This is a genomic window from Thermocrispum sp., from assembly GCF_002919275.1.
Taxonomy (GTDB): Bacteria; Actinomycetota; Actinomycetes; order Mycobacteriales; family Pseudonocardiaceae; genus Thermocrispum; species Thermocrispum agreste.
Genome location: NZ_PKFA01000046.1, coordinates 31883 through 56631, shown reverse-complemented (window position 1 = coordinate 56631; position 24749 = coordinate 31883). Strand labels below are relative to the sequence as shown.

At 69.9% G+C, this 24749-nt stretch carries 15 protein-coding genes and 3 pseudogenes; 2 read left to right on the top strand and 16 right to left on the bottom strand.

Going from position 1 to position 24749, the window contains the following annotated elements:
• Window positions 1–33: 33 nt before the first annotated feature.
• From CXP56_RS10625 to CXP56_RS10575, 11 genes and pseudogenes are all read right to left on the bottom strand, one after another.
• Complete coding sequence (locus CXP56_RS10625) at window positions 34–591, bottom strand: hypothetical protein (RefSeq protein ID WP_028845940.1); 558 nt, start codon at window positions 589–591, stop codon at window positions 34–36.
• A 113-nt stretch (window positions 592–704) separates the two neighbouring features.
• Window positions 705–2141 (bottom strand): BAR domain-containing protein, encoded by a 1437-nt coding sequence (locus CXP56_RS10620; RefSeq protein WP_028847090.1) that lies wholly within the window; start codon window positions 2139–2141, stop codon window positions 705–707.
• A 340-nt stretch (window positions 2142–2481) separates the two neighbouring features.
• Window positions 2482–5313, bottom strand: a complete 2832-nt coding sequence (locus tag CXP56_RS10615) for an AfsR/SARP family transcriptional regulator (protein ID WP_286900970.1) — start codon at window positions 5311–5313, stop codon at window positions 2482–2484.
• A gap of 204 nt (window positions 5314–5517) precedes the next feature.
• The gene (gene gdhA / locus CXP56_RS10610) at window positions 5518–6876 is read right to left on the bottom strand and encodes an NADP-specific glutamate dehydrogenase (RefSeq protein ID WP_286900969.1); all 1359 of its coding nucleotides are present in this window, start codon (window positions 6874–6876) and stop codon (window positions 5518–5520) included.
• A 131-nt stretch (window positions 6877–7007) separates the two neighbouring features.
• Window positions 7008–7463, bottom strand: a pseudogene (locus tag CXP56_RS10605) (peroxiredoxin); the annotation flags it as partial.
• A gap of 24 nt (window positions 7464–7487) precedes the next feature.
• A pseudogene (locus tag CXP56_RS10600) lies at window positions 7488–7894 on the bottom strand (thioredoxin family protein).
• Between the two features lie 311 nt (window positions 7895–8205).
• A pseudogene (locus CXP56_RS10595) lies at window positions 8206–8412 on the bottom strand (hypothetical protein); the annotation flags it as partial.
• A 269-nt stretch (window positions 8413–8681) separates the two neighbouring features.
• Complete coding sequence (gene recD, locus CXP56_RS10590; protein ID WP_286900968.1) at window positions 8682–10502, bottom strand: exodeoxyribonuclease V subunit alpha; 1821 nt, start codon at window positions 10500–10502, stop codon at window positions 8682–8684.
• A complete protein-coding gene (locus CXP56_RS10585; RefSeq protein ID WP_286900966.1) occupies window positions 10499–13741 on the bottom strand; it encodes a UvrD-helicase domain-containing protein in 3243 nt (1080 codons plus the stop codon). The genes recD and CXP56_RS10585 overlap by 4 nt, the downstream gene beginning before the upstream one ends.
• On the bottom strand, window positions 13738–17004 hold the full coding sequence (gene recC, locus CXP56_RS10580) for an exodeoxyribonuclease V subunit gamma (protein ID WP_286900964.1): 3267 nt from the start codon (window positions 17002–17004) through the stop codon (window positions 13738–13740). Before recC ends, CXP56_RS10585 begins: the two co-directional genes overlap by 4 nt.
• Window positions 17005–17159: 155 nt before the next feature.
• Complete coding sequence (locus CXP56_RS10575) at window positions 17160–17936, bottom strand: SDR family NAD(P)-dependent oxidoreductase (protein WP_286900963.1); 777 nt, start codon at window positions 17934–17936, stop codon at window positions 17160–17162.
• Between the two features lie 169 nt (window positions 17937–18105).
• Here CXP56_RS10575 and CXP56_RS10570 point away from each other — a divergent pair, with 169 nt between their 5' ends.
• A complete protein-coding gene (locus tag CXP56_RS10570; protein WP_286900961.1) occupies window positions 18106–18957 on the top strand; it encodes a helix-turn-helix transcriptional regulator in 852 nt (283 codons plus the stop codon).
• A gap of 43 nt (window positions 18958–19000) precedes the next feature.
• Here the strand turns inward: CXP56_RS10570 and CXP56_RS10565 are convergent, their stop codons facing one another.
• Window positions 19001–19732, bottom strand: coding sequence for an MIP/aquaporin family protein (locus CXP56_RS10565; RefSeq protein ID WP_028847099.1), 732 nt, complete (start codon window positions 19730–19732; stop codon window positions 19001–19003).
• Window positions 19733–19755: 23 nt separating this feature from the next.
• On the opposite strand from CXP56_RS10565, the gene CXP56_RS10560 reads away from it, so the two are divergent.
• Window positions 19756–20010, top strand: a complete 255-nt coding sequence (locus CXP56_RS10560) for a hypothetical protein (protein WP_156899143.1) — start codon at window positions 19756–19758, stop codon at window positions 20008–20010.
• On the opposite strand, the gene rpiA is transcribed toward CXP56_RS10560, so the two are convergent.
• The 4 genes from rpiA to CXP56_RS10540 are packed head-to-tail and all read right to left on the bottom strand — an operon-like array spanning window position 19993 to window position 24436.
• Window positions 19993–20766, bottom strand: a complete 774-nt coding sequence (gene rpiA, locus CXP56_RS10555; RefSeq protein ID WP_028847100.1) for a ribose-5-phosphate isomerase RpiA — start codon at window positions 20764–20766, stop codon at window positions 19993–19995. The genes CXP56_RS10560 and rpiA overlap by 18 nt on opposite strands.
• A gap of 26 nt (window positions 20767–20792) precedes the next feature.
• Entirely contained in the window at window positions 20793–21449 is a 657-nt protein-coding gene (locus CXP56_RS10550; protein WP_028847101.1) for an HAD family hydrolase, read from the bottom strand.
• Window positions 21443–22951 (bottom strand): xylulokinase, encoded by a 1509-nt coding sequence (gene xylB, locus CXP56_RS10545; RefSeq protein WP_028847102.1) that lies wholly within the window; start codon window positions 22949–22951, stop codon window positions 21443–21445. The genes CXP56_RS10550 and xylB overlap by 7 nt, the downstream gene beginning before the upstream one ends.
• A 33-nt stretch (window positions 22952–22984) precedes the next feature.
• Window positions 22985–24436, bottom strand: coding sequence for an aldehyde dehydrogenase family protein (locus CXP56_RS10540; protein WP_286900958.1), 1452 nt, complete (start codon window positions 24434–24436; stop codon window positions 22985–22987).
• Window positions 24437–24749 lie beyond the last annotated feature (313 nt).

The following is a 24749-nucleotide window of genomic DNA, read 5'->3' as shown; positions in this document are numbered from 1 at the left end:
TCTTCGCTGGGATCGGTTACCGAGCAGTGGCGGTCAGCGCAGGAAGTTGAACTGCTCGAAGTCGTCGTCGTCCCAGTCGTCCGGCCTGGGCCGCCGTGGCACGCTGCCGCCGGTGCCGCCGTAGGGGGATCGAGGAGCCCCGCCGTACGGTCCGTGTTCCTCGTCCTGCTGCTGAGCAGCGGCTTCCGCTTCCTGCGCCTCGGCCTTGTTCAGCTCGGCCTTGATCTTCTCGCGCTGCTCGGGGGTCAGCGGCGGGACGTCGGACAGCGAGTCGAACGCGGCCTTGACGTCGGGATCCATCGTGCCCGCGAAGTAGCTGGTGATCACATGCCGCCACGAGAAGTCGCCCTTGGCGATGCGCTCCATGACGACCTGCCACTCCGGCGTGCGCTCGCGCGCCAGAATGCCCGCCTTCATCGCTTCGATCTGCTTGTCGGTCAACCGCTCCGCGTCGCGCGCACGCTTCTCGCGCAGTTCCGCCGTGGAGTGCTCGACCTGCTGGATCCGCCGGTAGGCGGATTCGATCGTCTCGTCGAGCCTGCGCCGCAGCGCGTCCAGGTCGGGCAAGTTGACCCTGCCGTAATACGTCATTCCACCACTCCGACCGTGTTGGGTGAGGGGACTGCGCCCAGCCGGCGACCACGGGCGCCGGCTGGGCCGTCACGTCATCACGTGCTCTGCGTGCCTCGGCACTCAGCCGCCGCCTACTTGAAGTCCCGGCCGTACCTGACCTCGCCCGAGCCGTCGTTCTTGATGTACGGGCGATCGTCCTCGTTGACGTACGGGCCCTGGACCGGCGTGTAGTCCTCCTTCTTGGGCTTCTCCTGCTCGGGCAGCGGGTTCTCCTCGGGCAGCCCTTCGCGCAGCCGATCGGCGCGTTCCTTCGCCTCTTTGTAGTCGCCCTCGTACTTGTCGTAGATCTCGGCGCCCTTCTGCAGCTTCTTGAACGCCTCGCTGTTCTGCACCTGCTCGGTGATCTGCTTGACCTCGCTGGCGAACTCCTTGGCGTTCTTGACCATCTTGATCTCGGGGATCTTGTCCAGCGCGCCCTTGAGCTCGTTGAACAGCGAGAAGATCTCCTTGGCCTGGCCGACCAGCTCCTTCATGGTCCGGTAGGCCTCGAAGATGTCGCCGATCACCCTGGCGATGCGCTCGATGACGTCGACGATGGTGTTGTCGTCGATGTCGATGCCGAAGAACTCCAGGAACGTGTCCACGACCGCCTTGGCGGTCTCCCAGATGGTGCCCAGCTGACCGCGGGTGATGTGCTTGGCGATCAGGTTCACCAGGATGTCGTTGAGCACCTCGCCGATGGCGTTCACCAGCCGCGCGGCCAGCTGCGCCAGCACGTCCGCGATCTTCTTGAAGGCCTCGGCGATGAACTGGCCGATCTGCTCCGCCGCGCCCTTGACCATCTCGGACCAGTGGTGCTGGATGAACCCTTGCGCGGCGGCCGCCGCCTCGCCCGTCCACAGGTGGCTGTCGACCAGCGTGTGGAAGTTCTTGCTCATCTGGACGATGATCTCGGCGAAGCCGTCCGCCAGGACCGCCTTCCAGGCGTTGCCGTTCTTGGTGAGCTCGTTGAAGTCACCCAGCAGCGGGTCGAGCACGACCGTCTCGAACGTCGGCGGGTCGCCCTCGCCGATCTTGGGCAGGCCGAACTTGCCTGCCAGCTCGTGCCAGGCCTCCAGGAACCAGTCGGCGATCGACGCCGCGTCCTTGGCCGGCCCGCGCAGGTGCTGCGTGAGGTCCTTGTTGCCGCCGTCCTCCGCCTCGGGCGGCTGCAGGTCGATCTCGGCGATCTGGAACGCCGACTTGCCGTCCTTGCCGTAGTAGTCGCGGCCGTGGCTGTCCCCCGGCTCGTCGTCGCCGAGGTGGAACTGGTCGAACAGGCTCGCGTTGGTCTCGTCCCGGCCCTGCAGGTTGTCCGCCACGTCGATCATGGCGTCGCCGAGATCGGCCATGCCGAAGCTGATCTTGTCGAAGACCCCTTCCACCGCGGGCTGGGCGACGTTCTTGATGGCCTCCCCGAGCGGCTTGAGCAACAACCCGGCCGCGCCACCGACGTTGTCGGTCTTCAGGCCGTAGTCGATGGCGTACTTCTCGATGACCGGCAGGTTGTAGGCAGCCTCCGCGGCCAAGTACGTCCCGTATGCCCGAATGCTCTCAGGATTCGCTTCCACAGCGGATTACTCCCCCTGTGATGATCTTGCCCGCCGATTGGCCGTTGCAGTGTACCGAGGCGCAACGGTTGCGCTTCACGGACTGGCAGCAGTCCGCCGAAGGGGTGACCAACCGGGGGCCGTGGGTCGTTTCCGCCCTACGACGGCCGGATCGACACTGCGGATCCACCCGGCCGCGGAAATGTGCAGACGAAAAGCCGGTCTAATCAGACAAACGCCGGGAAACGGGCTGAGCAGCGCAGTGGCCGGCCCGCAACCGTCACGCACGGTTCACCCGGCAGCACAGCCGGCGGCTGGCTCACTGCTGCTGTTGGGGAAGGCCGGCCAGGAAGTCCTTGGCGACCACAGCTTCCTCCGCGTCGAGGCTGGTGAAGATCTCCAGTGCCTGCTGTGCGGCCTCCCGTGCCTTGGACTCCTGCCCGGACCGCCGATTCAGTTCGGCGACCCCGAGCAGTGCGCGGCCCTGGTGGTAGCGGTCGCCGATCGACTCGCACTTGGCCAGGGCACGCTCGTATTCGGCTCGCGCCTGTTCGAACTGCCCGAGATCGCGGTAGGCGTGCGCGACACAGGCGCGCAGGTTGGCCACGATCAGATCGGAACCTTTCCGGTCCGCCAACGCCAGGCCGGCCGTGCCGTACTCCAGCGCCTTGTCCGGTTGCCCCAGCTCGACGTAGATCTCGCAGACGATGTCCAACGAAGCGATGATGTAGTAGTCGTTGCCGTGGCGCCGCGCGATCTCCGCCGCCTCCAAGGCGTACTGCAGCCCCTCCCCCGGCTTGCCCATCTCCCGCAGGACGGACGCCAGGTTGCCGAGAAGGCTCGCCCGGTACAGATCGGCGTCGGTCTCGTTCAGCAGCGCGATGGCCTGCTGCAGGCATTGCACGGCTTCGTCGTTGTTGCCGATCCGTGAGCTGGCCACGCCGAGGTGGTTGAGCAGCCGCGCCTGCCCGACCTTGGCCCCGTCACGCCTGGCCGCACCGACCCCGATGGTCAACAGCCTGATCCACTCGCTGAGCAGGCCGGTGGAGTAGTAGTACGGATACGTGGTGACGACCAGCCGCCATGCCAGGTCGTCGTATGCCAGCTCGACCGCCTTCTCGGTGAGTGCGAAGACGTTGGGGATCTCCAGCGCGTGCCACGCCGCCGCCGACCCGGTCGACTCGAACGACAGCGGCGGCACCCGCTCCGGAGCGTCCGGCAAGTGTTCGTCGCCGAGGCCCACCCCGGTGTGGCTGGCCGCTGCTTGCGCGGTGTGCAGATACCACACCATCAGCCGTCGCAGCGCGCGGCGTCGCACTTCCACCGGATCGTGCTTCTCGGCAAGTTCGGTGGAATACAACCGGAGCAGGTCGTGGAAGCGGTACCGCCCTTTGCCGGTTCGTTCCAGCAGGTGCGCCTCGCACAGGCTGCGCACGATCCGCTCGGCCTCGTCCACGGTCACGTCCGCCAGGGTCGCCGCCGCTTCGATCGCGAAATCCTGGCCCGGATGCAGCCCGAACATGCGGAACGCGGCCGCCAGCTCCGGTTTGAGCGCCTGGTACGACCAGGAGAACACCGCACGCACGGAGGCCATCTCGTCGTCCTCGATGGCGAGCGCGTCCAGCCGGTGCTGTACCGCGCGCAGCTCCTTGGCCACGTCGTCCAGGCTCTGCTCGGTTCGCCCGGACGCCTGAACACCGATGATCCGCAGGGCCAGCGGCAGGTAGCCGCACAACTTGGCCAGTTCCTCCGCGGCGTGCGGTGCCGCATCCACCCGTTCGGCGCCGATGAGCTGCCGCAGCAGGTCCAGTGCCTCCGCCTGGGTGAGCAAGCCGAGGGTCAACCGGCGTGCCCCGTCTCGCGCCACCAGGCCACCGAGCTGGTTCCGGCTGGTGATCAGCACCAGGCTGTTCGACGAGCCGGGCAGCAGCGGCCGCACCTGGTCGGCGGATGCCGCATTGTCGAGCATGATCAGCGCCCGCTTGTCCGCCACCAGGCTCCGGTACAGCGCCGCCTGCGCGTCGACCGTCCCGGGTTGCGTGGTCACCCCGAACCCCTGCAACAGCTGGGTCAGCGCTTCCGCGGCCGTCAGCGGCTGCCTGCTCGGATCGAAACCGCGCAGGTTCACATACAGCTGGCCGTCCGGATAGTCCTCCCGCACCATCTGGGCGAACTGCAGGGCCAGTGCCGTTTTTCCGATTCCGCCCGCACCGTCGATCGCCGAGACGACCAGCGTCTGCACCCCCGGCGACGACGGCTCCCGCCAGCGCTCGAGCATGGCCAGCTCGTCACGCCTGCCGACGAAACCGGTGACCGCGTGCGGCAGCTGGGCGGGCACCACCGTGGTGCGCGGTGGCGGCTTCGGCTTCGCCGTCGTCACCGCGAGGCTCGGGTCGGATCGCAGGATCGCCGTGTGCAGGGCTTTCAGCTCGGGGCCGGGGTCGATGCCCAGCTCCTCGGCCAGGACCCGCCTGCCTTCCTCGAACACCGCGAGCGCGTCGGCCTGCCTGCCGCTGCGGTAGAGCGCCAGCATCAGCTGGCCGCGCAGGCTCTCGCGCAGCGGATCCGCCTGCACCGCGTCGGTGAGTTCGTCGAGCACTTCGCGGTGACCGCCCTCGTCGAGCAGCAGCCCGGCGCGCTCCTCGATCAGGTTCAGCCGGAGCACGGTCAGCCGGTTGCGCTCCGCTTCCGCCATCGGCCCGGGCACGCCGTTGAGCGGGGTTCCGTGCCAGTGCCCCAGGCACCGCTGCAGGCGGCGCGCTGCTTCCTGCTTTCGGCCCTGCGCGGCCAGCTGCCGCGCATCGGCCGCGCACGCCTCGACCACCGCCACGTCGACCTGATCGGCAGTCACCTCGAGCTGGTAGCCGCCGCCCGCCCTTACCAGCAGACCGGTGACGCCCACCGCCTCCCATGCTTTGCGCAGGCCGTGGACGTAGGTGTGGATGCTGCCCTCGGCCGAACCCGGTGGCGTCTCGCCCCACAGCGCATCGATGATCTCGCTGACCGTCACGAGGTGGCCGTGGCGCATGGCCAGCAGCGCGAACAGGCCGCGCTGTTTGGGCGCCCCCAGCGCCACCTCCCGGCCGGCGTGCCACGCCCGCACCTCACCCAGCAGCTGGATCCACAACGAGTCGCCGCCCGTCCCGTTCACGCTGTTCTGCTCCATCGATTGGCCAGCGGGCGCCCTGGAATGTCCCGGGGAATGTCATTATCCCGGCCGTCACGAACGGGTGACCAGCCGTGCAGGCCTTCGTCCCTTGTGCGCCAGCCGGCTGCCCGGCCACCACGAAAAACGAACCAATCGATCAGAACGGACGTCCCGGATTGCGGAGCCTGGCGACTTTGCGCGGGCCGATCAGACGACGCCGAACGCGAGCATCGCGTCGGCCACCCGTTTGAAGCCCGCGATGTTGGCCCCGCGCACGTAGTCGATCCGGCCGGTGCCGAAGCGTTCACCGTGCTCGGCGCACTGGTCGTGGATGCGCGCCATGATCTTCACCAGCTCGTCCTCCACTTGTTGCGGTGTCCACGGCCGGCGCGTGGCGTTCTGGCTGATCTCCAGGCCGGAGACGGCCACCCCGCCCGCGTTCGCCGCCTTGCCGGGGGCGTAGAGGATGCCTGCTTCCTTGAACAGGTGCACCGCCTCCAGGGTGCAGGGCATGTTCGCGCCTTCGACGACGGCGACACACCCGTTGCGGAGCAGTTCTCGTGCGTCGTCGCCGCCGAGTTCGTTCTGGGTGGCACAGGGAACGGCGACATCGCACTCCACGCCCCACGGCCGCCGATCGGGACAGAACTCCGCGTCCGGGAACGCAGCGGCGTAGCCGGCCAGCGATGCGCGCTTGCCGGCTTTGTGCTCCTTCAGCCATGCCAGCTTTTCCGCGTCGAGCCCTTTGCGATCGTGGACGAACCCGGTGCTGTCGGACAGCGTCACCACCCGGGCGCCGAGCTGGGTGAGCTTCTCCGCCGCGTGCAGCGCCACATTTCCTGCACCGGACACGGCAGCGACCTTGCCGTCCAGATCCCAGCCGCGTGTGCGGAACATGTCGGCCAGGAAGTACGCGACGCCGTACCCGGTCGCTTCGGTGCGTATCGGAGACCCGCCGTACTCCACGCCCTTGCCGGTGAGCACGCCGGTGAACGAATTGGTGATGCGCTTGTATTGTCCGAACATGTAGCCGATCTCGCGCGGACCCACCCCGATGTCGCCTGCCGGGACGTCCACGTCCGCACCCACGTGCCGGTACAGCTCGGTCATGAAGCTCTGACAGAAGCGCATGATCTCGTGGTCGGACTTGCCCTTCGGGTTGAAATTCGCCCCGCCTTTGGCACCACCCATCGGCAGCCCGGTGAGCGCGTTCTTGAACGTCTGCTCGAACGCCAGGAACTTCAGCACGCTCTCGGTGACCGAGGCGTGGAACCTGATGCCCCCTTTGTACGGGCCGATCGCGTTGTTGTTCTGCACCCGCCAGCCGCGCTGCAGCCGGATGTTGCCCCGGTCGTCCTCCCAGCACACGCGGAAGCTGACCACCCGGTCCGGTTCGGCGATCCGGCGCAGGATCTGGTACTCGTGATAGACCGCCTTGTCGGCGATGTAGTCGAAGACGTCCTCGGCCACTTCCTGCACGGCCTGCACGAATTCCGGCTGCCCCGGATTGCGTTTGCGCACGCCGGCAAGAAACGTCGGCAAATCCACGTGATCGCTGACCGCCATGACGCACCTCAGCAGCGAACTCCGTGCGATCCGGCATCGGCATCGCCCTCGCCGTCGTGGTCGAGCGAGATCCACTCCCCGGTCGCGGCAGGCACGGTGATGGCCGGTTGGTAGCTGGGATCCGGGTCGAGCAGCTTGGCCACCGCTTCCTTCCATGTCCGCTGGTCACGCGGCTGGTCCTGGTCTTGCACGTGGGCGAACCGGATGATGCCCTGCGAGTCGATCAGGAACGTGCCGCGCCGCGCGACGCCATTGGCGTCGTCGAACGTCCCGTAGGTCGTCGCCACTTCGCCGTGTGGCCAGAAGTCGGACAACAACGGAAACGGACATCCCTGTTCCTCGGCCCATGCGCGCAGACTGAACGGCTGATCGACCGACACCCCCAGAATCTGCACGTTGTACCACTTGTAGATCTGGATCTCGTCCCGTAGCTGGCACAGTTCGCCCCGGCAGATCGGGGTGAACGCGCGTGGGTAGTAGACGATCAGGACGTTCTTCTCTCCGACGAAAGACGACAGGGTCACCGGCTCCAGCCGGTGGTTCGGCAACGTGAAATCCGGGGCTCGTTCACCAGGTTCGAGCGCCATGGGCCCGCCTCCTCGGCAGTTCGGTCAGTTGTCCGGCGGCTGGTGCTCGCCGGCCGTTCGGGAACGTGCGATCGAAGCGCGCACCTTCTCCACGTCGGTGGCGCGCGCTTGCCTGATCACGTCGCGCAGTGCCGTGGCGCTCAGCGATCCTTCGTGCATGAAGATGACCGCGCCTGCGCGCATCACGGCGATGGTCGGGATCGACTCGACGCGGAACGCCTCGCCCAGTTCCGGCTGGGCGTCGGTGTCGATGGTGGCGAACACGACGTCGTCGGCGTTTCCGCGGCAGCCTCGTCGAACACCGCGGTGAACGCCCGGCACGGGGTGCACCAGGTCGCCGAGATGTCGATGACGACGACGTCGTCGGTGTTCACCACGTCGTGGAAGTTGTCCGTGGTCAACGCGACAATGCCGCTTTGCGTGGTTTCCATCGACCGGCCTTTCGTTGGGATACGGCTGCTACGGCTGTGTCGAACGGTGCGGACGGTGCTCGACCGGCTGTCCGTGCCGGGGATCCGGCTGCTGCGCGGGGTTGCCCGCGACGTCGGCGCTCCCGTGGTGCTGGCGGTCGACGAGATCCACGACAAGGAGCTGCCCGCCGCCGTGGAATGCCGCGTGGCGGTCATCCTGCCCCGCAGCGCGGTGACCGACCGTCGCATCCTGCACGGCATCCGCACCGCGGCGGCGGGTGGCGCCAGCATGCCCCCGATCTGCTCGGTCACCTCGCCGACCAGATCGAACGCCTGCACGACGACGTGCTGGAGCCGTCCGGCGAGGTCAGCAGCGTCGCCGAGGTCCAGCCCTTCTGACACAGCCCGCCACCGTTCGACGGAAAGTCACGCGCCCGCACCTGCACCGAGCCGGTGCCGTCCGGCACCAGTGTCATGCCGCACTGCAGCGCGCAGTACGGGCAGTGCGTGTCGACCTGCGTCCCCGCCGGTTCGCCGATCGGCGGGCGGGCGCCGGTTGCTTCGGTGTACGGTGCCGCTGTCACGGCGACGAAACTAGGCAGCGGCTGTTACTGGTGGACGACCGAATGTTTCGGCCAGTTGACAATGGCCGCACGCCGCGGCGGCCACACCGTCAGCCGTCCTCCGTAATGGTCGGTTTGCCGTGCCCGCCAGGTCGCTCGCCGGTGCTGATCACGGCGTCACCGTCGGCCGTGGTCGCCTCGCGGGGATCCGTCCAGCAGCGCCGGCCGACGTCCCACGTCGGCGATCAGGAACTCAGCACACGCCTGCTCAACCCGGAAGCACGCAGCGCCTGCCGTTCGATCGCGCCGCGCACCGCGTCGTCCGTGCCGATGATGCGCACGCGGTGCCGGGCGCGGGTGATCGCAGTGTAGAGCAACTGGCGGGTGAGGATCGGGGTCGCTTCTTCCGGCAGCACGATCGACACGGCGTCGTACTGGCTGCCTTGGCTGCGGTGGATGGTCATCGCGTAGGCGGTCTGGACCCCGCTGAGCCTGCTGGGATGCACCTCGACGCCGGTGTCGAACCGTGCGACGAGACCGTCGTCGCGCCGGAGGACCATGCCGGTGTCGCCGTTGCTGACGCCGACGTCGTAGTCGGTTTCGGTGACCAACAGCGGCTGCCCGGGGTAGCCCCGGTCCGGATCCAGCGGATGGCCGGTCGCCGCACCGACCCAGTCGATGGCGCGGCGATTCCACTCCTGCACGCCGTAGGGGCCCTCGCGGTGGGCGCATAGTATGCGGTGGGCGTGCAGGTGGTGGTCGAGGGACGCAAGGTCGTGGGCTTCGGCCGCGCTCTGCAGCTGACGCGCGGTCGCGGTGAGGTCGGCGCGCAGCTCGGCCAGTTCGGTCGGCTGATGCAACCGCACCGCGTCGTCTCCGCCGTGCAGCAGCGCCAAGGCTTCGTCGGCGGCGCCGCGGCGGACGGCGTCGGCCAGCTCGGCGATGGTGCCGAAGAACCGGTGGCCGCGATGCAGCCGCACGATGCCCGCCCGGAGCCGCAGGCGTTCCTGGTCGCTCAGCGGCGGCTCTCCGGTGTCTGCGGTGCCGTCCAGGTCGGCCAGTCTGCTCAGCGCGGGGTTGGCGGCACGGTCGACGGGCCGGGCGACCAGGTCGGCGAGGACCGCGCCGGCGTCGACCGAGGCGAGCTGGTCGGGGTCGCCGAGCAGGATCAGCCGGGTGTCCGGGCGGAGTGCCGCCATCAACCGGGCCATCAGGGTCAGCGAGACCATCGAGGTCTCGTCCACGATGACCACGTCGTAGGGCAGCCGGTGCCGGGCGTGATGGGTGAAGCGGCTGCGGCTGTCCCGACGCAGGCCGAGCAGGCGGTGCAGCGTGGTCGCGACCAGGTCGGCCGGTAGCCGGAGCTCGGCGGCTTGCTGCCGGACGGATTCCTGCATGCGCGCGGCTGCCCGCCCGGTCGGAGCGGCCAGTGCGACGCGCAACGACGGCCCGTGCACCGCGTACAGCAGGGCGAGGATGCGCGCGGCGGTGTGCGTCTTGCCGGTGCCCGGCCCGCCGGCGACGATGGTGGTCCACTCGGTGGCGGCCAGTGCTGCCGCGATGCGTTGCCGGTCCGGTCCGCCGCGGGCCGGGAACAGCACGTCCAACTGGGCCCGGGCTGCGGCCAGGTCGAGCTCGGGGCGGGTACGCTCCCGCTCGGCCAGCGCCTGGCGGATGGTCTGTTCCTCGCGGTGATACCGGGTGAAGAACAGCAGCCATCCCGTCTCGCTGCGTACGAGCGTGAGCGGGATCAACGGCCCCTGGTCGCTGCCGCGCACCAGGGGGCTGTCGCGCAACTGGGCCAGCAGTTCCGCGGGGTCCGGCCACGGCAGGCCGGCCACCTCGGCGTCGGCGGCCAGGTCGGCGATGCGGTCCACTTCGACGCACACCGATCCCAGCCGCAAGGCCCGCACGGTCAGCGCGACGGCGAGCAGCACCGGCTCGCGATCCTCCCGGCCCAAGGCGCCGAGCCGGGTGGCGACGTGGATGTCGGCCGGGGCGAGCACCCCTGCTTGTTCGAAGGTGCGCAGCAGGCCGGTGGTCCGGTAGGTCTCCAGGTCGGTCATCGCCGCCCCTCGAGCAAGTCGGACAGTGCGGTCACCGCCGACGCGGGCGGGGACCAGGTGAACACGCCGCATCCGGGGGGCGTGTCCGGGCCGATCATGGCGCGCACGAACAAGTACTTGGCGCCGCCGAGGTGCTGCTCGGGGGTGTAACCGGGCATGCGCCAGCGCAGGTACCGGTGCAGCGCCACCAGGTAGAGCAAGGCTTGCAGCGGATAGTGGGCGCGCAGCATCTCCTCGGCCATCGCTTGCTGGGTGTAGTCGGTGGCGTCGACCGGGCCCGCGACGAGTTTGTTGGTCTTGTAGTCGACCACGGTGAACCGTGGGCCCGGCTGTCGCAGCACCGCGTCGATGCTGCCGGTGAGGAATCCGCGCAGCGGTGGCGGTGTCAACTCGCCGAGCAGATCCGGGTAGGCGGCCAGCGGGTCGTCCGCGGGCAGGTGCGCACGGATCGTGTCGGCCATGTGCCGCACGCTGATCGTTTCCGCGACCGGCAACTCGAATTCCAGCTCGGCGAGCCGGTCGGCGGGCGGGATGTCGGCGAGGGCGCCCGGACCGATCGGCGTGCGCAGGGCGGCGGTGAGTGCCCGCGCCAGCAGGTCGACGTCGACCGACGGCATGGTGCGGGCGGCCGCCCGCTCGCAGCGCAACCGCACCTCGGCGGCAAGATCGGCCGCGGAGGTGTCGACCTCCTGCAACACGGAGTGCACCAGGGTGCCGAACTCCGCCCCGGCGGGCAGGTCGTTCATCAAGGACGCGGTCGGACTGTCGGTGCGGGACCCCGGGGGTTCGATGGCAGGCGGCTCGGGTTCGTCGAGGGTGGCACGGTCGTCGATCTCGCTGGCCACGCCGGGATGAGTGTGCGCTGCCGCGGTCAGTGCGCTGTAGGAACCGCGTCGCCAGATCTGATCGAGTGCGCGGTCGAACGTGGCCACGGCCAGGTCGTGCCGCGGTTCGGCGGGCGGCTGCCAGCGTCGCGCCACGCGGTCCACCGGGACCCGTTCGACCGCGATCGCACCGTCACTGTCGCGTGCCCACTCGGCGAACACCCGATCCAGCTCGGCGTCGGACGGCACCGGCGCGGTGGCAGTGGGCTCTGCCCCCGCCTGGCGGCCGAACATGAGCCGGTGCAGCGGGCCGCTCTTGGTGTTGGTGGCCGGCGCCCACCAGACGACGACGCGGGAGATCGCGCGCGTGAGGGCGACGTAGAGCAGACGGAGATCCTCGGCGGCCTCCTCCCGCTGGTGCTGCTTCTTCCTGTCGGCATGTCCCGGGCCGGTCGGGCCACCGACGTCGCGCACACGGTGGCCGTCGAGGTGCAGCAGGAGCGACTTCATGTCGCGTGGCTTGCTGCCGTCCCAGCCGAACGGCAGGTACACCACCGGGTACTCCAGGCCTTTCGAGGCGTGGATGGTCACGATCTGCACCGCGGCACTGTCCCGGTCGAGCATGCGGCTGCGGTCGGTCGAGGTGGCCGGCTGATCCTCCGCCATGCGCGCCGACAGCCAGCGGATGAGTGCGGTGATGCCCAGGCGCTGCGTGCGAGCCTCCTGGTGCAGTAGCTGTGCGATGTGGCGCAGGTCGGTGAGGGTGCGTTCGCCGCCTTCCTGCCGGAGGATGCGTTCGTTCAACCCGGTCCGGGCGGCGAGCCGTTCGAACAACGCCGCCATGCCGTGCCGGGCGAATGTGGCGCCGAGTTCACGCAGCAGACTCGTCAGCTCGTCGACCAGTTTGTCGCCGCCGGCATCCAGCTCGGCGGGGGTGATCCCGATCAGCGGCGTCAGCGCCGCCAGCCGGACGCGTTCGGAGCGATGTGGTCGCTCGATGCCCTGCAGCAGATGCCGCCATGCCTCGGCTGCGGGTGCGGCGAAGACGCTGTTGCCGGCCGTCTGCACGCACGGCACGCCTGCCTGGCGGAGAGCGTCGCGGACGAGAGCGCTCTGCGTGCGGTTACGTACCAGGACGGCGATGTCGCTGGGGACGAGGGCGCGGTCGACGAAGGTGGGTGCGTCCTGCAGGAGAGCGACGATGTCGTCGGCGACATCGGCCGCGATGCGTTGCCGCACCGCGTCCACAGCGGGGAACCCGTTCCTGTTCAACGGCGGGCAGTCGGTGCGCTTGAGGTACCGCAGCCGCAGCGGGGCTCCCGGCAGCCGACGCTTGGTGTGTTGTGCGGCCACCGGGTGGACGACGATCTCCGGGTGGCCGAGCGCTGCCCCGCCGTAGACCCGTTCCAGCGCGGTGAGCACACCGGCGTCGGTGCGCCAGTTGACGTTCAGCTCCAGGTGCTGATCGGCCTGGCGGACCGCGTCGAGGTAGGCGAGCACTTCGGCGCCGCGGAAGGCGTAGATGGCTTGCTTGGGATCGCCGACCAGGATCAGGGTGCGGTGACCGTGGAATGCCAGCCGCAGCACCTCCCACTGCACTGGGTCGGTGTCCTGGAATTCGTCGACCAGCACGACGCGGTAGCGCTGCCGGATGCGCGCACAGGCCGCGGGTCCGTGCTCGGGGTGGGTGAGCGTGTCGCGCAGCAGCACGAGGAGGTCGTCGAAGTCCCGGATGCCGAGGCGGCGCTTGCGTCGTTCCACTTCCGCACGTGCGGCCAAGGCGAACGCCACCCGGCGGCCCGCGACGGAGTCGTCGTCGGGGTCGGGCACCAGGCGGGCCTGGCCGTCGCGGATGGCTGCGCGGGCTGCCGCTCGTGCTTCGTCGAGCGGCAGCAGCGATTCGTCGTTGCGGTATCGCGCCAGGTACAGGTCGGAGATGACCTCCTCGGCGAGATCGTCGACGGAGTCGACGAGCACGGCGTCCGGCTCGCGCTCCCCCGCGATCCCCAGTCCGTCGAGCATCTGCTGGCAGAAGCTGTGGGTGGTGGCGATGGTTGCCGCGTCGAAGTCCGACAACGCCCGCAGCAGGCGGCTGCGCCGCAGGCGCACGACCTCGTCGTCGGCGTCGGCCAGGTAGGCCAACAGGCGGTCCTCGTCCGAGCGGGCTTGCCGGGGATCGGCCAGCGCTGCGGCCGTGGCGGCGATCCTGGCCCGGGTGCGTTCCCGCAGCTCGTGGGTGGCGGCACGACCGAACGTGACCAGCATCAGTTCCGGCGGATCCACCAGCCCTTCGGCCAGGTAGCGGGTGGCCAGCCCGGCGATGGCGTAAGTCTTGCCGGTGCCCGCGCTGGCTTCGATGACCGTGGTGCCCGACGGCAACGGTCCGGTGAGGTCGAAGCGGCCGCGCGCGCTCACACCAGACCTGCCGTTTCCGCGATCAGCATCGGCTCCCAGATCCGGCGGGCCAGCGCGCCGAACCGGCTCGGCTCGTCGTCGTACCACCGCTCGTCCGCGCCGGGCGGCGTCGCCCACAGTTCGGCGAACGGCATGTCCGGTCCATGGAGGTAGCGAACGGCGGCGTCGCTGTTCTCGCCGTACCCACCGCGCGTCGTCGTCCACACTACTCGCGCGTCGGCCATGGCTTCGGTGACGCTCTCCCCTGCCATCCGGCGGCTCACGTACTTCTCCGCCGTCTTCGGCGCCAACGGCAGCGGTTCGCACAGTCCCTTGTCGTAGACGTCGACGAGCTGCTGCAGAAGGTGCTCCGGGTCGCTGGGGGCGGTGAGCGCCGACCGGCGGGCGGTCGGTGCCCCGGCCTGCCGGGGTCCGATGGTGACAGCTTGCCAGTCCGGTTCTCCGGTCGTCGCGGCGACCGCCAGCAGGCGCAGCCACGCGGCGAAGCGATGCTGCGGCGCCAAAGCGGAGAACTGGACGGTCACCAGGGTCTTGTCTCGGACGTCCGGCACGGTGCCGGTGAGCCGACGACCGTCAGGGAGATCGACGGCCACGTCGACGCTCGTCGGCGGGTGGCGCAGATACTGCGTCGCTGCGCTGTGCAGCGCGATGATGCTGTCCCTGATGGCGCCGAGAGCGGTCGAACCCAGCCTGCCCGCAGGCAGCGTGCCGCGCCGTAGCTCGGCCTGGCACAGCGCCTCCGGATCCGCACCGGCCAGAACCGCGGTGAGCATCCGGTCCCCGATCTGCCAGCGGTGCAGGCCTTCCACGGCCAACGGGAGCGCATCGTCGACGTCGTCGGCCGGGTCGGTCACCGTGACGTCGAGACGCTGGCGGAGGAACGCGCGTGCCGGGTTGCGGAAGAACGCGACGAGGTCGTCCAGGTCGACGTCCGATTTCGTCGTCGCAGGCAGCGGTGCCTCCAGCAGCCGCGGGGCCGGGGCCTGGTCTCGGGACGCCAGGGCACCGGAGAAGGCGTGCCGGTCGAAGCTGAACGGCTCCGGCGGGACGAAGTTGGCCGGGTCGAACGGCTGCAGCGGCTGACGGGTGACGACCTGCTCCGGGTCGATGACGGTGGCTTTGACGACGTCGACGAGCTCGGCCAGCGGGGCGGCGGGCGGCCGGGTGGCGCCGGTGACCGGATCCGCGCCGGTGTAGCAGACGATGAGGTGTTCGGTGGCGGCCAGGATCGCGTCCAGCAGCAGCTGCCGGTCTTCGCTGCGCGGCTCGCGTTCCCCGAGGCAGGGGTCGCGGGCCAGGACGTCGTCGCCGTCGGCGGCCGTGGTCCGAGGGAATGCGTCGTCGTCCAGGCCGATCACCGCGACGACCCGGTGCGGCACCGAGCGCATCGGGACGAGGGTGCAGACCGTCATTTCCCCGGTGCGGAAGTTGGACCGGGTGGGGCGCCCGGCCAGGCGGCGAGCGAGCATCGCCCGGACGTCCGGCAGGCGCAGCCGCACGTCACCGGCGTGTTCGGTGGCTGCGGTCAGCTCCCTGGTGGCCTGCAGGCGCTGCCAGGTCTGGGTGGCCGGGACCTTCGTGAGCATGTCGAGCGCCCAGGTGAGCGTGGCGGTCCACTCCGGCGCCGGGTGCTCTCCGGTCAGCCGGTCCAGGACGGCGCCGAGCCGGTCGACGTACTCGGCGAATCGACCGGCGAGATCCACGTCGCTGGAATCGACGTCGTCCAGCGGCAGCGCCAAGCCCAGCCAGGCCAGGTCCGTCTCGTCGGCGGCGACGCCGAGCAGCAGCCGGTTGAGCGCGGTGTCGAAAGTGTTCTGCGGGACGCCGGCCAGACCGTGCGCGGCGCGTTGGCGCGGGCCCAATCCCCAGCGCGCACCTGCGGTGACGGTCCACCTGCGCAGCGTCTCCAGGTCGTCGCCGGCGAAGCCGAAACAGCGAGCCACCGGCTCGCGCGCGGCCAAGTCGAGGACTTCGCTCGCAGTGACCCTGCCATCGGCCAGGTGGAGCAGCGTCGACACCACGTCCAGCAGCGGATTGGTGAGCGCCGGGCTCCGGTCCGCCAACCGCACGCGCAACTGGTGGCCCGGGTGTTCGGCGACGTCGGGTTGCCCGAACGCGGCAGCGATGAGCGGCGCGTACGTGTCCACGTCCGGGCACATGACGATGATGTCGCGCGGCTGCAGCGTGTCGTCGGCGGCGAGCAGGCCGAGCAGGGCCTCGCGGAGCACTTCCACTTGCCGGGCCGCACCGTGACACGCATGGATCTGGATGCTGTCGTCGTTGGGGACCCGCCCGGCCGAACCCGGAGGGCGGTCGGCCGCGATGTCCGCGCGGACGGCCGCCAGCACCCCTGAGGCCGGGTCCTGGCCCGGATGGTGCACGTCCGCCCCGGGCAGGCGGTGCTGCAGTTCGCGGATTTCCCTGGCCAGGCTGGCCAGCAGCGGGTGGTCGACGGCCAGCGCACTGTCGTCGTCCGCACGCCGCTGCGGGGCCGGGCGGCGGGCGAGCTTGTCCCACATGGCCGGGCTCGGGTGGGTCAGCCACAGGTGCACGTCGCGGTGGACGGCGAGAGCTTCGAGCACGGCCAGCTGCGCGCGGGTCAGTCGCGTGGCACCGAACAGCGACAGCCGCGCGGGCAGATCGATCACGCTCGGGTCGGCAGCCAGCGTGGCGCAGGTGTCCGTCAGGCGTTCGGCGGTGCTGGGCGTCCCGATGCGTTCGCGCAGCCGCCGCCACAGCTGCACCTGCCACCGCAGATCCGGATCGACCGATCCGCCGGCGCCGTCGCTGTCACCGCCGGCGGCCCAGTCGACGAGCATGCCGGGCCGGTTCTCGGCGTAGGCGGTGAACAACCGGGCCAGGGACTCGGCGGTGCTGTAGCGACGGCCGCGGCGATGCGACTGCTCCTCGTCGCCGACGCCGAGGTGGCGGGCCAGCATCGCACACCACGGCTCGCCTGTGCAGTCGTCGATCACCTCGAGCAGGGTCCACACGAGCCGGCCCGGTGACCATGGATCGTCGTCCGGATCGATTCCCTGCACACCCGCGACGGCGCCGGCAACCAGGTCACTGGGATGCGGGAAGGCGATGTTGGCCGCCACGCCGAGCGACTGGGACAGCTGCTGGGCCAGCCACCGCTCCACGCCCTTGGCCGGGACCGCGATGACCTCCGGCGCGAACACGTCGGACGGTGGCGTCGCCAGCAGCTCCGTCAGCGCCCCGACAAGGGTGTCTGCTCGCTCCGCGCGATGCACCGTGAACACGCCCGACCTGCCGTTTCCGCGAGTGGGTTCGTCTCGCACGGCAGTTGTAGCAAACCGGGACCACGGTTCCGTGGCATTGCGCTCCCGCGAGCCGCGTGATGCCGCCCGAGCAGCGGACGCGCCGACGCGGTGAGATACCGCAGGCAGCCCGGGTCTTACGCGCTGCGGTACCGGCTGGCCAGTTGCGGGCTTTGCCCGTAGAACGCAGCCAGTTCGGCCTCGCCCACCGCGTCGAGCAGAGCGGCGTCTTCGACTCCGGGAGCGCACACGACCTCACCCAGCTCGAGGCCGCGCAGGCTGGCGGTCACCACGTCCTCGGCGCTCATCCTCGGCACGGCGCTCATGTCGATGCCTTGGCGCTGGTGGAACTCCGTGGCCACCACCCCCGGGCACAACACCTGGACCTGCACGCCGCTGCCCTCCAGTTCTGCGCTGAGGGTCTGCGACATCGTGACCAGGTAGGCCAGCCCGCCGGCGTAGACGACGCGGTGCGGCATCTGGGTGTGGGGCGCCGGCCCGCTGAAAGCGATCATGCCCGCCACGTTGACGATCGTTCCCCGGCCGCGCTCGACCATCGGCCCCACGGCGGCGCGGGCGAGCAGGGTCGGCGCCAGGACCTTCACGGCGACCAGCTCGGCGGCCTTGGCGGCGGGCAGGTCGGCCAGCGGCATGTAGTGGGCGACCCCTGCGTTGTTCACCAGCACGTCCAGCGGCTCCGTGGCGCACAGTTCCGCGACCGCGTCGATTCCGGCGGTGGTGGCCAGATCGGCGGCCACGGTCCGCACCTTTCCGGGATACGCGGCGGCCAGCTGGTCCAGCCGGTCCTGGCGCCGGCCGACCGCGATCACGTGACAGCCGTCGCCGAGCAGCCGGCGGGCGAAGGCGTTCCCGATGCCTGAGGTGGCGCCGGTGACCAGGGCGAGTTCGCTCATGAGGCAGGTCCGTCCTTGTCGAGTCGTGGGTCGGCATCGGGGCCGAAACACGGCAGGCCCCGACGGGCTGACTCGAGCATGGCCCCGGCGACCGCTTTCCACCAGCGACCGGTCGTCCTGGGAATGCCGGTACCAGGCAGGCTGCGCCGCCGCCAGGAATACTGGCAGGGTGTCGTCCACCGAACTCGGCCAAGCCCTGCGGCGCTGGCGCGATCGCATCGCCCCGGACACCGTCGGCCTTCCGCGCGGGCGCAACCGGCGAGTCCCCGGGCTGCGGCGCGAGGAGCTGGCGATGCTCGCCGGGATCTCGGTCGACTACATCGTGCGGCTCGAGCAAGGTCGTGCTTCCGCGCCGTCCGAGCAGGTCGTCGCCGCGCTGGCGCGGGCCCTCCGGCTGTCCGACGCCGAGCGCGGGCACTTGTTCGTCCTTGCCGGGCTGCAGCCGCCGGGTCCCGAACGGATTCCCACTCACCTCACGCCGAGCGTGCAGCGGCTGCTGGACCGTCTCCGCGGGACGCCGGTGGCGGTCTTCGACGCCATGTGGACGCTGCTGACGGCCAACCCCAGCTACTCCGCGTTGATGGGGGATCCGTCCGGATGGCACGGCCACCACCGCAACGCCGTGTGGCGCAACTTCCACGGTTCCCCCGGGCGCGTGCGCCACACGCCCGAGTCGTTGCGGGCCCTGCAAACGGCCCTGGTCGGCGATCTCCGCTCCGCCGGCGGCCGGTATCCGGCCGACCCCCGGCTACAGCGGCTGATCGCCGACCTGTACGCGAGCAGTCCGCTGTTCGCCGAGCTGTGGGACACCGGAGTCGCCGGCGTTCACGAAACTTCCCGCAAGACCGTCGACCACCCGCTCGTCGGCGCCGTGACGCTGGATTGCGACGTGCTGAGCGTGGCGGGCAGCGACCTGCGGATCATGGTCTACACGGCCGAACCGGGAAGCACCGACGCGGAGCGTCTCGACCTTCTCTCCGTGGTCGGGTTGCAGGATCTCTCCGGGGCCCGGCCGGGCTGACCCGGTGATCCTGCGACCCGGTCGGTCACGGAAGACGCCGGCGTCAGGACACGACGGTGGGCGTGACGGTGGACAACAGCCCGGCGATGACACCACCCAGCATCGGCCCGACGATCGGAACCCACGCGTAGGCCCAGTCGGACGAACCCTTCTTCGGGATGGGCAGCAGCGCGTGCGCGATGCGCGGGCCGAGGTCGCGGGTCGGGTTCAACGCGTAACCGGTGGGCCCGCCGAGCGAGGCACCGATGCCGACGACCAGCATCGCGACCGCGAGCGGGCCGAGCCCGCTCGGGGTGTTGCCGAACACCAGCACCACGTAGACCAGCACGAACGTGGCGATGACCTCGGTGGCGGTGTTCCATCCGTAGGCGCGGATCGCCGGTCCGGTGGCGAACACACCCAGCTTGGCCGCCGGGTCCCCTTCCTCGTCGAAGTGCCGCTTGTAGGCCACGAACGTCAGCACCGCACCGACGATCGCGCCCACCAGCTGTCCGGCGAAGTAGACGACGAAGTTGCCGAACGTCGCCGGGACGTTCTCGGCGAAGTCCTCGCCCGCCACCCACAGGCCGACGGTGACCGCCGGGTTCAGATGCGCCCCGGAGTACGCGGCGGCGTACACGCCGGCGAACACACCGAGACCCCAGCCGAAGTTGATCAGCAGCCAGCCGCCTGCGAACCCTTTCGACTTGGCCAGCACGACGTTGGCGACCACACCACAGCCGAGCAGCAACAGCAGCATGCTGCCCAGCGCCTCGGAGAAGAAGATGTCGGCCACGGATCACCCCACACTGTGTCGAATTGACGGAGAAATTGACGGAGAAATTGACAAATCTGACGAAATCTGACGAAAAATCGACGGAAAACGGCACGCCGGTACCACCCGAAGAATTCCCGGCGGTAGCGACGTCGAAGAAGAGAAATACTTTCCGGCGGCACGCCGCCGAGGCGACGGCGGATCACGAACGACGCGTGACCGTCACCGCGCCCATCACGGCACAGCCGCCGCGATCCCCGCTGAGCTACTGGATGCCCAGGTCAGCCGGTCTGCGCTGAACGGCCGCGCCGCGTGGTCGTCGGCCGCGCCGACGGCGCGGAACCGACGTCGCGGATCTCGTGCGTCCCGTCCGCCGAACCGATGACGACCTCGTCCGCGATTCCGGTGAACAGACCGTTTTCCACCACGCCCGGAATCCAGTTCAGTTCGGCGTCCAGCACCAGCGGATCGGAAATCGCACCCAGGTGGGCGTCGATGATGTAGTTCCCGCTGTCGGTGACCACGGTCTCACCGTCCCGGGTGCGCAACCGCAGCTCCGGGTCCGCATAGCCGTGATGCGCCAGCAGGCGCGCGATGGACCGGCGCGTGGATTCCCACGAGAACGGGACGACCTCGATGGGCAGCGGGAACGCACCGAGCGTGTCGACCAGCTTGCTGTCGTCGACGATGGCCACCATGCGATCGGACGCGTCGGCGACGATGCGTTCCCACAGCAGGCAGGCCCCGCCACCTTTGATCATCGCGCCGTCGTGGTCGATCTCGTCGGCACCGTCGATGGTCAGGTCGAGCCGGTCGACCTCGGCCAGTGTGGTCAGCGGCACGCCCGCCTCCTTGGCCACGTCACGGGTGGCGGTCGAGGTGGGCACGCCCACCACGTCCAGCCCGTCGGCCACCGCTTGGCCCAGCGCCCGGACGAACCAGTGCGACGTGGTGCCTGAGCCGAGCCCCAGCTTCATGCCGTCCCGCACGTAGGCGTCGATGGCCGCTTTCCCGGCCGTCCACTTGGCCTTGTCCTGTGCAGTGCGCGGTTCCATTCGCTTCTCCTGTGCAAGCCGTTCGATCACGACATCGGCGTCGGGCCGGTCACGTCGGCGAACCGCTCGATGACCGGGCAGTCCTCGACCGGGCTCCCCCACGCCACGTGCCGGTAGGTCACCCCCAGATTGCGTGCCGTCCGGGCGTCGATCTCGGTGTCGCCGACGTAGATCGCCTCGGACGGGGCGACGTTCAGCGCCTCCAGCGCCGCCGCGAGGTGCGCCGGGTCGGGCTTGGCCTGCGGGGTCGCGTCGATACCCACGACCACGTCCACCAGGTCGGCCAGCCCGGTCCCGGCGAGCACGGCTCGAGCCATGTGTGTCCGCTTGTTGGTGCAGACGCCGATCTTCACGCCCGCTGCCCGCAGCCGCCGCAGAGCCGGGATGGCGTCGGCGTTGACCGTGGTCGCCTCCACCGGCTTCGCCTCGTACGCAGCGGCGTAATCAGCAAGGACACCCTCGACGTCCGGCTCCTGGCCGCCAGCGATGGTGACCGCTTGTGCGACCAGTTCACGGGCGCCTAGGCCGAGCAGCGGACGAACCTGCTCGACGTCGAGCCGGTCCAGAGAGTGCGCGGTGAGCGCGATGTTCAGCGCGTCGGTGATGTCCGGCGCGCTGTCGACCAGCGTGCCGTCGAGGTCGAACACCACCGCGGACGGCGCCGGATTCCGTTCGTTCAGCACAACGCCGCGGCCTCCTGGTACACCGGCTGCAGGTTGGTGTAGAGGTTGCGGTGGACGGCGAAGACTCGGTCGTAGGTTTCCGCGTTGGCCTGCTGAGGAACGAACGTCCGCTCCACCGACACGCCCTTCAGTGCTTCGTCGAAGTCGCGCCACACCCCCGAGCCGACGCCGGCGGCCAGCGCGGCTCCGTAGGCACCGCCTTCGGCGGCGCCGGTCACCGTGACCGTCTCCCGGTTCAGCACGTCGGCGAGCATCTGCAGCCACAGCCCTTCGCTGCTCGCACCGCCGGAGGCGACGATCCGCTCACACGGCACACCGGCCTGCGTGCACACCTCCAGGATCTCGCGCATGTTGAGCAGCACGCCTTCCATGACGCTGCGCGCGAGGTGGCCCAGCTTGTGCATCGGCGTCAGACCCAACCAGCATGCCGAGGCCTCCGGCGCGATGTGCGGGGAACGCTCCCCCAGCAGGTAAGGCAGGAACAGCAGGCCGTCGGAGCCGGGCTTGACCTCCTTGGCCAGTCCGACCAGCCGCTCGAACGTCACCGGGTCGGTCGTGGTGGCCGGTGCGAGGGCGTCGCGCAACCACTGGAACGCGCCGCCCGCGCTGAGCGAGACGCCCATGATGTGCCAACGGCCGGGCGCGTTGCCGCAGGAGACCTGTACCCGGCCGCCTGGGTTCTCCGGGCACGTGGACGCCCCGCCTGCGACGATACCCGCGGTCCCGATGGTGAAGCCCACCGGGCCGGGGTCGACCAGGCCCATCGCCGTCGTCTGGATCACCGCGTCGCCGCCACCGCCGAACACCTTGGTGCCGGTGGGGATGTTCCAGCGCTCGGCCAGCTCGTCCCGCAGGGTGCCGGTTTCGTCGATCGATTCGACCACGTCCGGCAGCAGCGACCGGTCGATCTCCAGCCGGGACAGCAGTTCGTCGGACCACACGCGCCGCGCGACGTCGAACAGCCCGGTGCCGGAGGCGTCCGAGACGTCCGTGACGTAGTTTCCGGTCATGCGCAGCCGGATGTAGTCCTTCGGGTTGAGGATGCGCACGGTGCGCTCGAACAGATCGGGCTCGTTCTCCCGGAACCAGATGATCTTGCCGCCGGTGTACCCGGGCAGCATCCGGTTCCTGGTCATCCGCAGCAGCTCGGCCAGGCCGCCCACCCGTTCGGTGATCCAGTCGCACTGCGGAGCCGCTCGCTGGTCGTTCCACAGGATCGCGTGGCGCAACGGAGCGCCGGACTCGTCGAGTGCGGTCAGACCGTGCATCTGGCCGCACAGCCCGATGGCCTTGACCTCCCGGCCGCGCTGCGGAAGCTGCGCGGTCACCGCCGCGACGGCCTCGTCGGTGGCCCGCCACCACTCGGCCGGGTCCTGCTCGGCCCACCCCTGGCGGAGGTTGATCATGGGGTAGTCGCGGCTGGACTTGGCGACGACTTCACCGTGGTCGTCGACCGCGATCACCTTGCAGGTCGACGTTCCGAGGTCGATACCGATCAACATGCTGGGATCCTTTCCGCGCTCCGTTGCACGGCGTCATCGCGCACCGTGGTGAAGCCTGATGTGTTTCAGCTGCAGGTACGACTCGAGCCCCTCGGGGCCGTGCTCGTAGCCGAAGCCGGCTTCCCGGCGGCCGCCGTAGGGTGCGTTGATGATTCCGGCGTCGACGTTGTTCACCGCGACGTTGCCGAAGTCCAGATCCGAGGCCAACGCGAAGGTCTCCCGCGTGTCCTGGGTGTAGACGTACGCCGCCAGACCGCCCGGCACGCCGTTGGCACGGGCGATGACGTCGTCGAGGTCGGTGAAGGGGGCGACGCCGACGAGCGGGCCGAAGGTCTCCTCGCTCATCACCAGGGCGTCGTCAGGGGTGTCCGCCACGACCGTGGGCCGGACGAACAAGCCGGGTGCGAGCTCGTCGATCCGGTCGCCGCCCGCGACCACCGACGCCCCGCGTTTGCGCGCGTCGGCGATGTGGTCGAGGGTGCGCTGGAACGTCTCGTCGATGGTCATCGACCCGACGTCGGCGTCCGGGTCCTTGATGCCGTCGGCCACGACGAGCGCGTCGGCGGCCGCCGCCAGCTCCGAGACGAACTCGTCGTAGACCGGCTGCTCGACGTAGATGCGGTTGATGGCGATGCAGATCTGCCCGGCGTTGCGGAACGACCGGCGGGTGGCGCCCTTGACCGCGGCGGCGAGGTCCGCCTTGGCCGTGACGATCATCGGGCAGCTGCCGCCCAGCTCGAGGGACAGGGCGGTGATGCCGCTGACCGAGCGCATGATCTGCTGGCCGGTGGCGGCCGAGCCGGTGAACCCGACCTTGGTGATCTTGGGGTGCGACACCAGCGCCTGACCGGTGCCGCCGTCGCCGTAGACGAAGTTGACCACGCCCGCAGGCAGGGCGGCCTGCACGCACTCGGAGAGGATCTGGGCGCACCCCGGCGTGTACTCCGACGGCTTGATGACGATGGTGCAGCCTGCCGCGGTGGCCCCGGCCAGCTTCCAGCCGATCAGCTCGATCGGGTAGTTCCACGGCGCGATGCCCGCGACCGGTCCGATCGGTTCCTTCTGCACGATGCTCAGAAAGCCGCCGACGTCGTTGGGGATGGTGCGGCCGAAGACGCGGGTGGCTTCCTCGGCGTAATAGTGCAGCGCGGTGACGAACTTGCGCACTTCCCCGCGCGCTTCGTTGAGCGGCTTGCCCTGTTCGCGGGTGATCGCCGCAGCCATGTCGTCGACCCTGCGGCCGCACTCCTCGGCCAGCCGGTGCAGATACCCGGCACGCTCAGCGGGCAGCGTCTTGCGCCACGTGCGGAACGCTTCGGCAGCGGCTTGCACCGCGGCGTCGACGTCGCCGGCCTGCGACCGGGGCGCGATCGCCGCCAGCTCACCGGTGGCCGGGTTCTTCCGCTCGATGACGTCGCCGGAGCCGTCGTGCCAGGTGCCGGCATAGAAGTTGCGGCAGGTGATCGGGGTGGTGAGGGATGACATGGCTGATACTCCTGAGCCCCTTCGCGTTGGTCAGCGGACTGTTCGAGAAACGGATCGACGGAGCCTCGCGCGGCCGTTGCCCGGTCACCCGGCCTACCGGATGACCGGAGCCGTATACCCGCCGAGACGAGCGCCCGCCCATGCTCGCATGCGATCCACCAGCCTCTCGCCTACCGACGGCTGACCGTCCCGTCGCCGGGGGCGGCTGCACGGGACCTGCGCCCGGCGTCCACGCCGGAGGCCCCAGCCCGGCACCTTCCGTTGCTGCGTCCCTGGCGGGCGCGGCAATCGGCATGTCGGTCCTGGAACCCGG

Coding starts and splice junctions, on each gene's coding strand:
- CXP56_RS10575 (WP_286900963.1), bottom strand. CDS start 17,936: ATGAGCGAACTCGCCCTGGTCACCGGCGCCACCTCAGGCATCGGGAAC.
- rpiA (WP_028847100.1), bottom strand. CDS start 20,766: ATGGAACCGCGCACTGCACAGGACAAGGCCAAGTGGACGGCCGGGAAA.
- recD (WP_286900968.1), bottom strand. CDS start 10,502: ATGACCGACCTGGAGACCTACCGGACCACCGGCCTGCTGCGCACCTTC.
- CXP56_RS10625 (WP_028845940.1), bottom strand. CDS start 591: ATGACGTATTACGGCAGGGTCAACTTGCCCGACCTGGACGCGCTGCGG.
- CXP56_RS10540 (WP_286900958.1), bottom strand. CDS start 24,436: ATGTCATCCCTCACCACCCCGATCACCTGCCGCAACTTCTATGCCGGC.
- gdhA (WP_286900969.1), bottom strand. CDS start 6,876: ATGGCGGTCAGCGATCACGTGGATTTGCCGACGTTTCTTGCCGGCGTG.
- xylB (WP_028847102.1), bottom strand. CDS start 22,951: ATGTTGATCGGTATCGACCTCGGAACGTCGACCTGCAAGGTGATCGCG.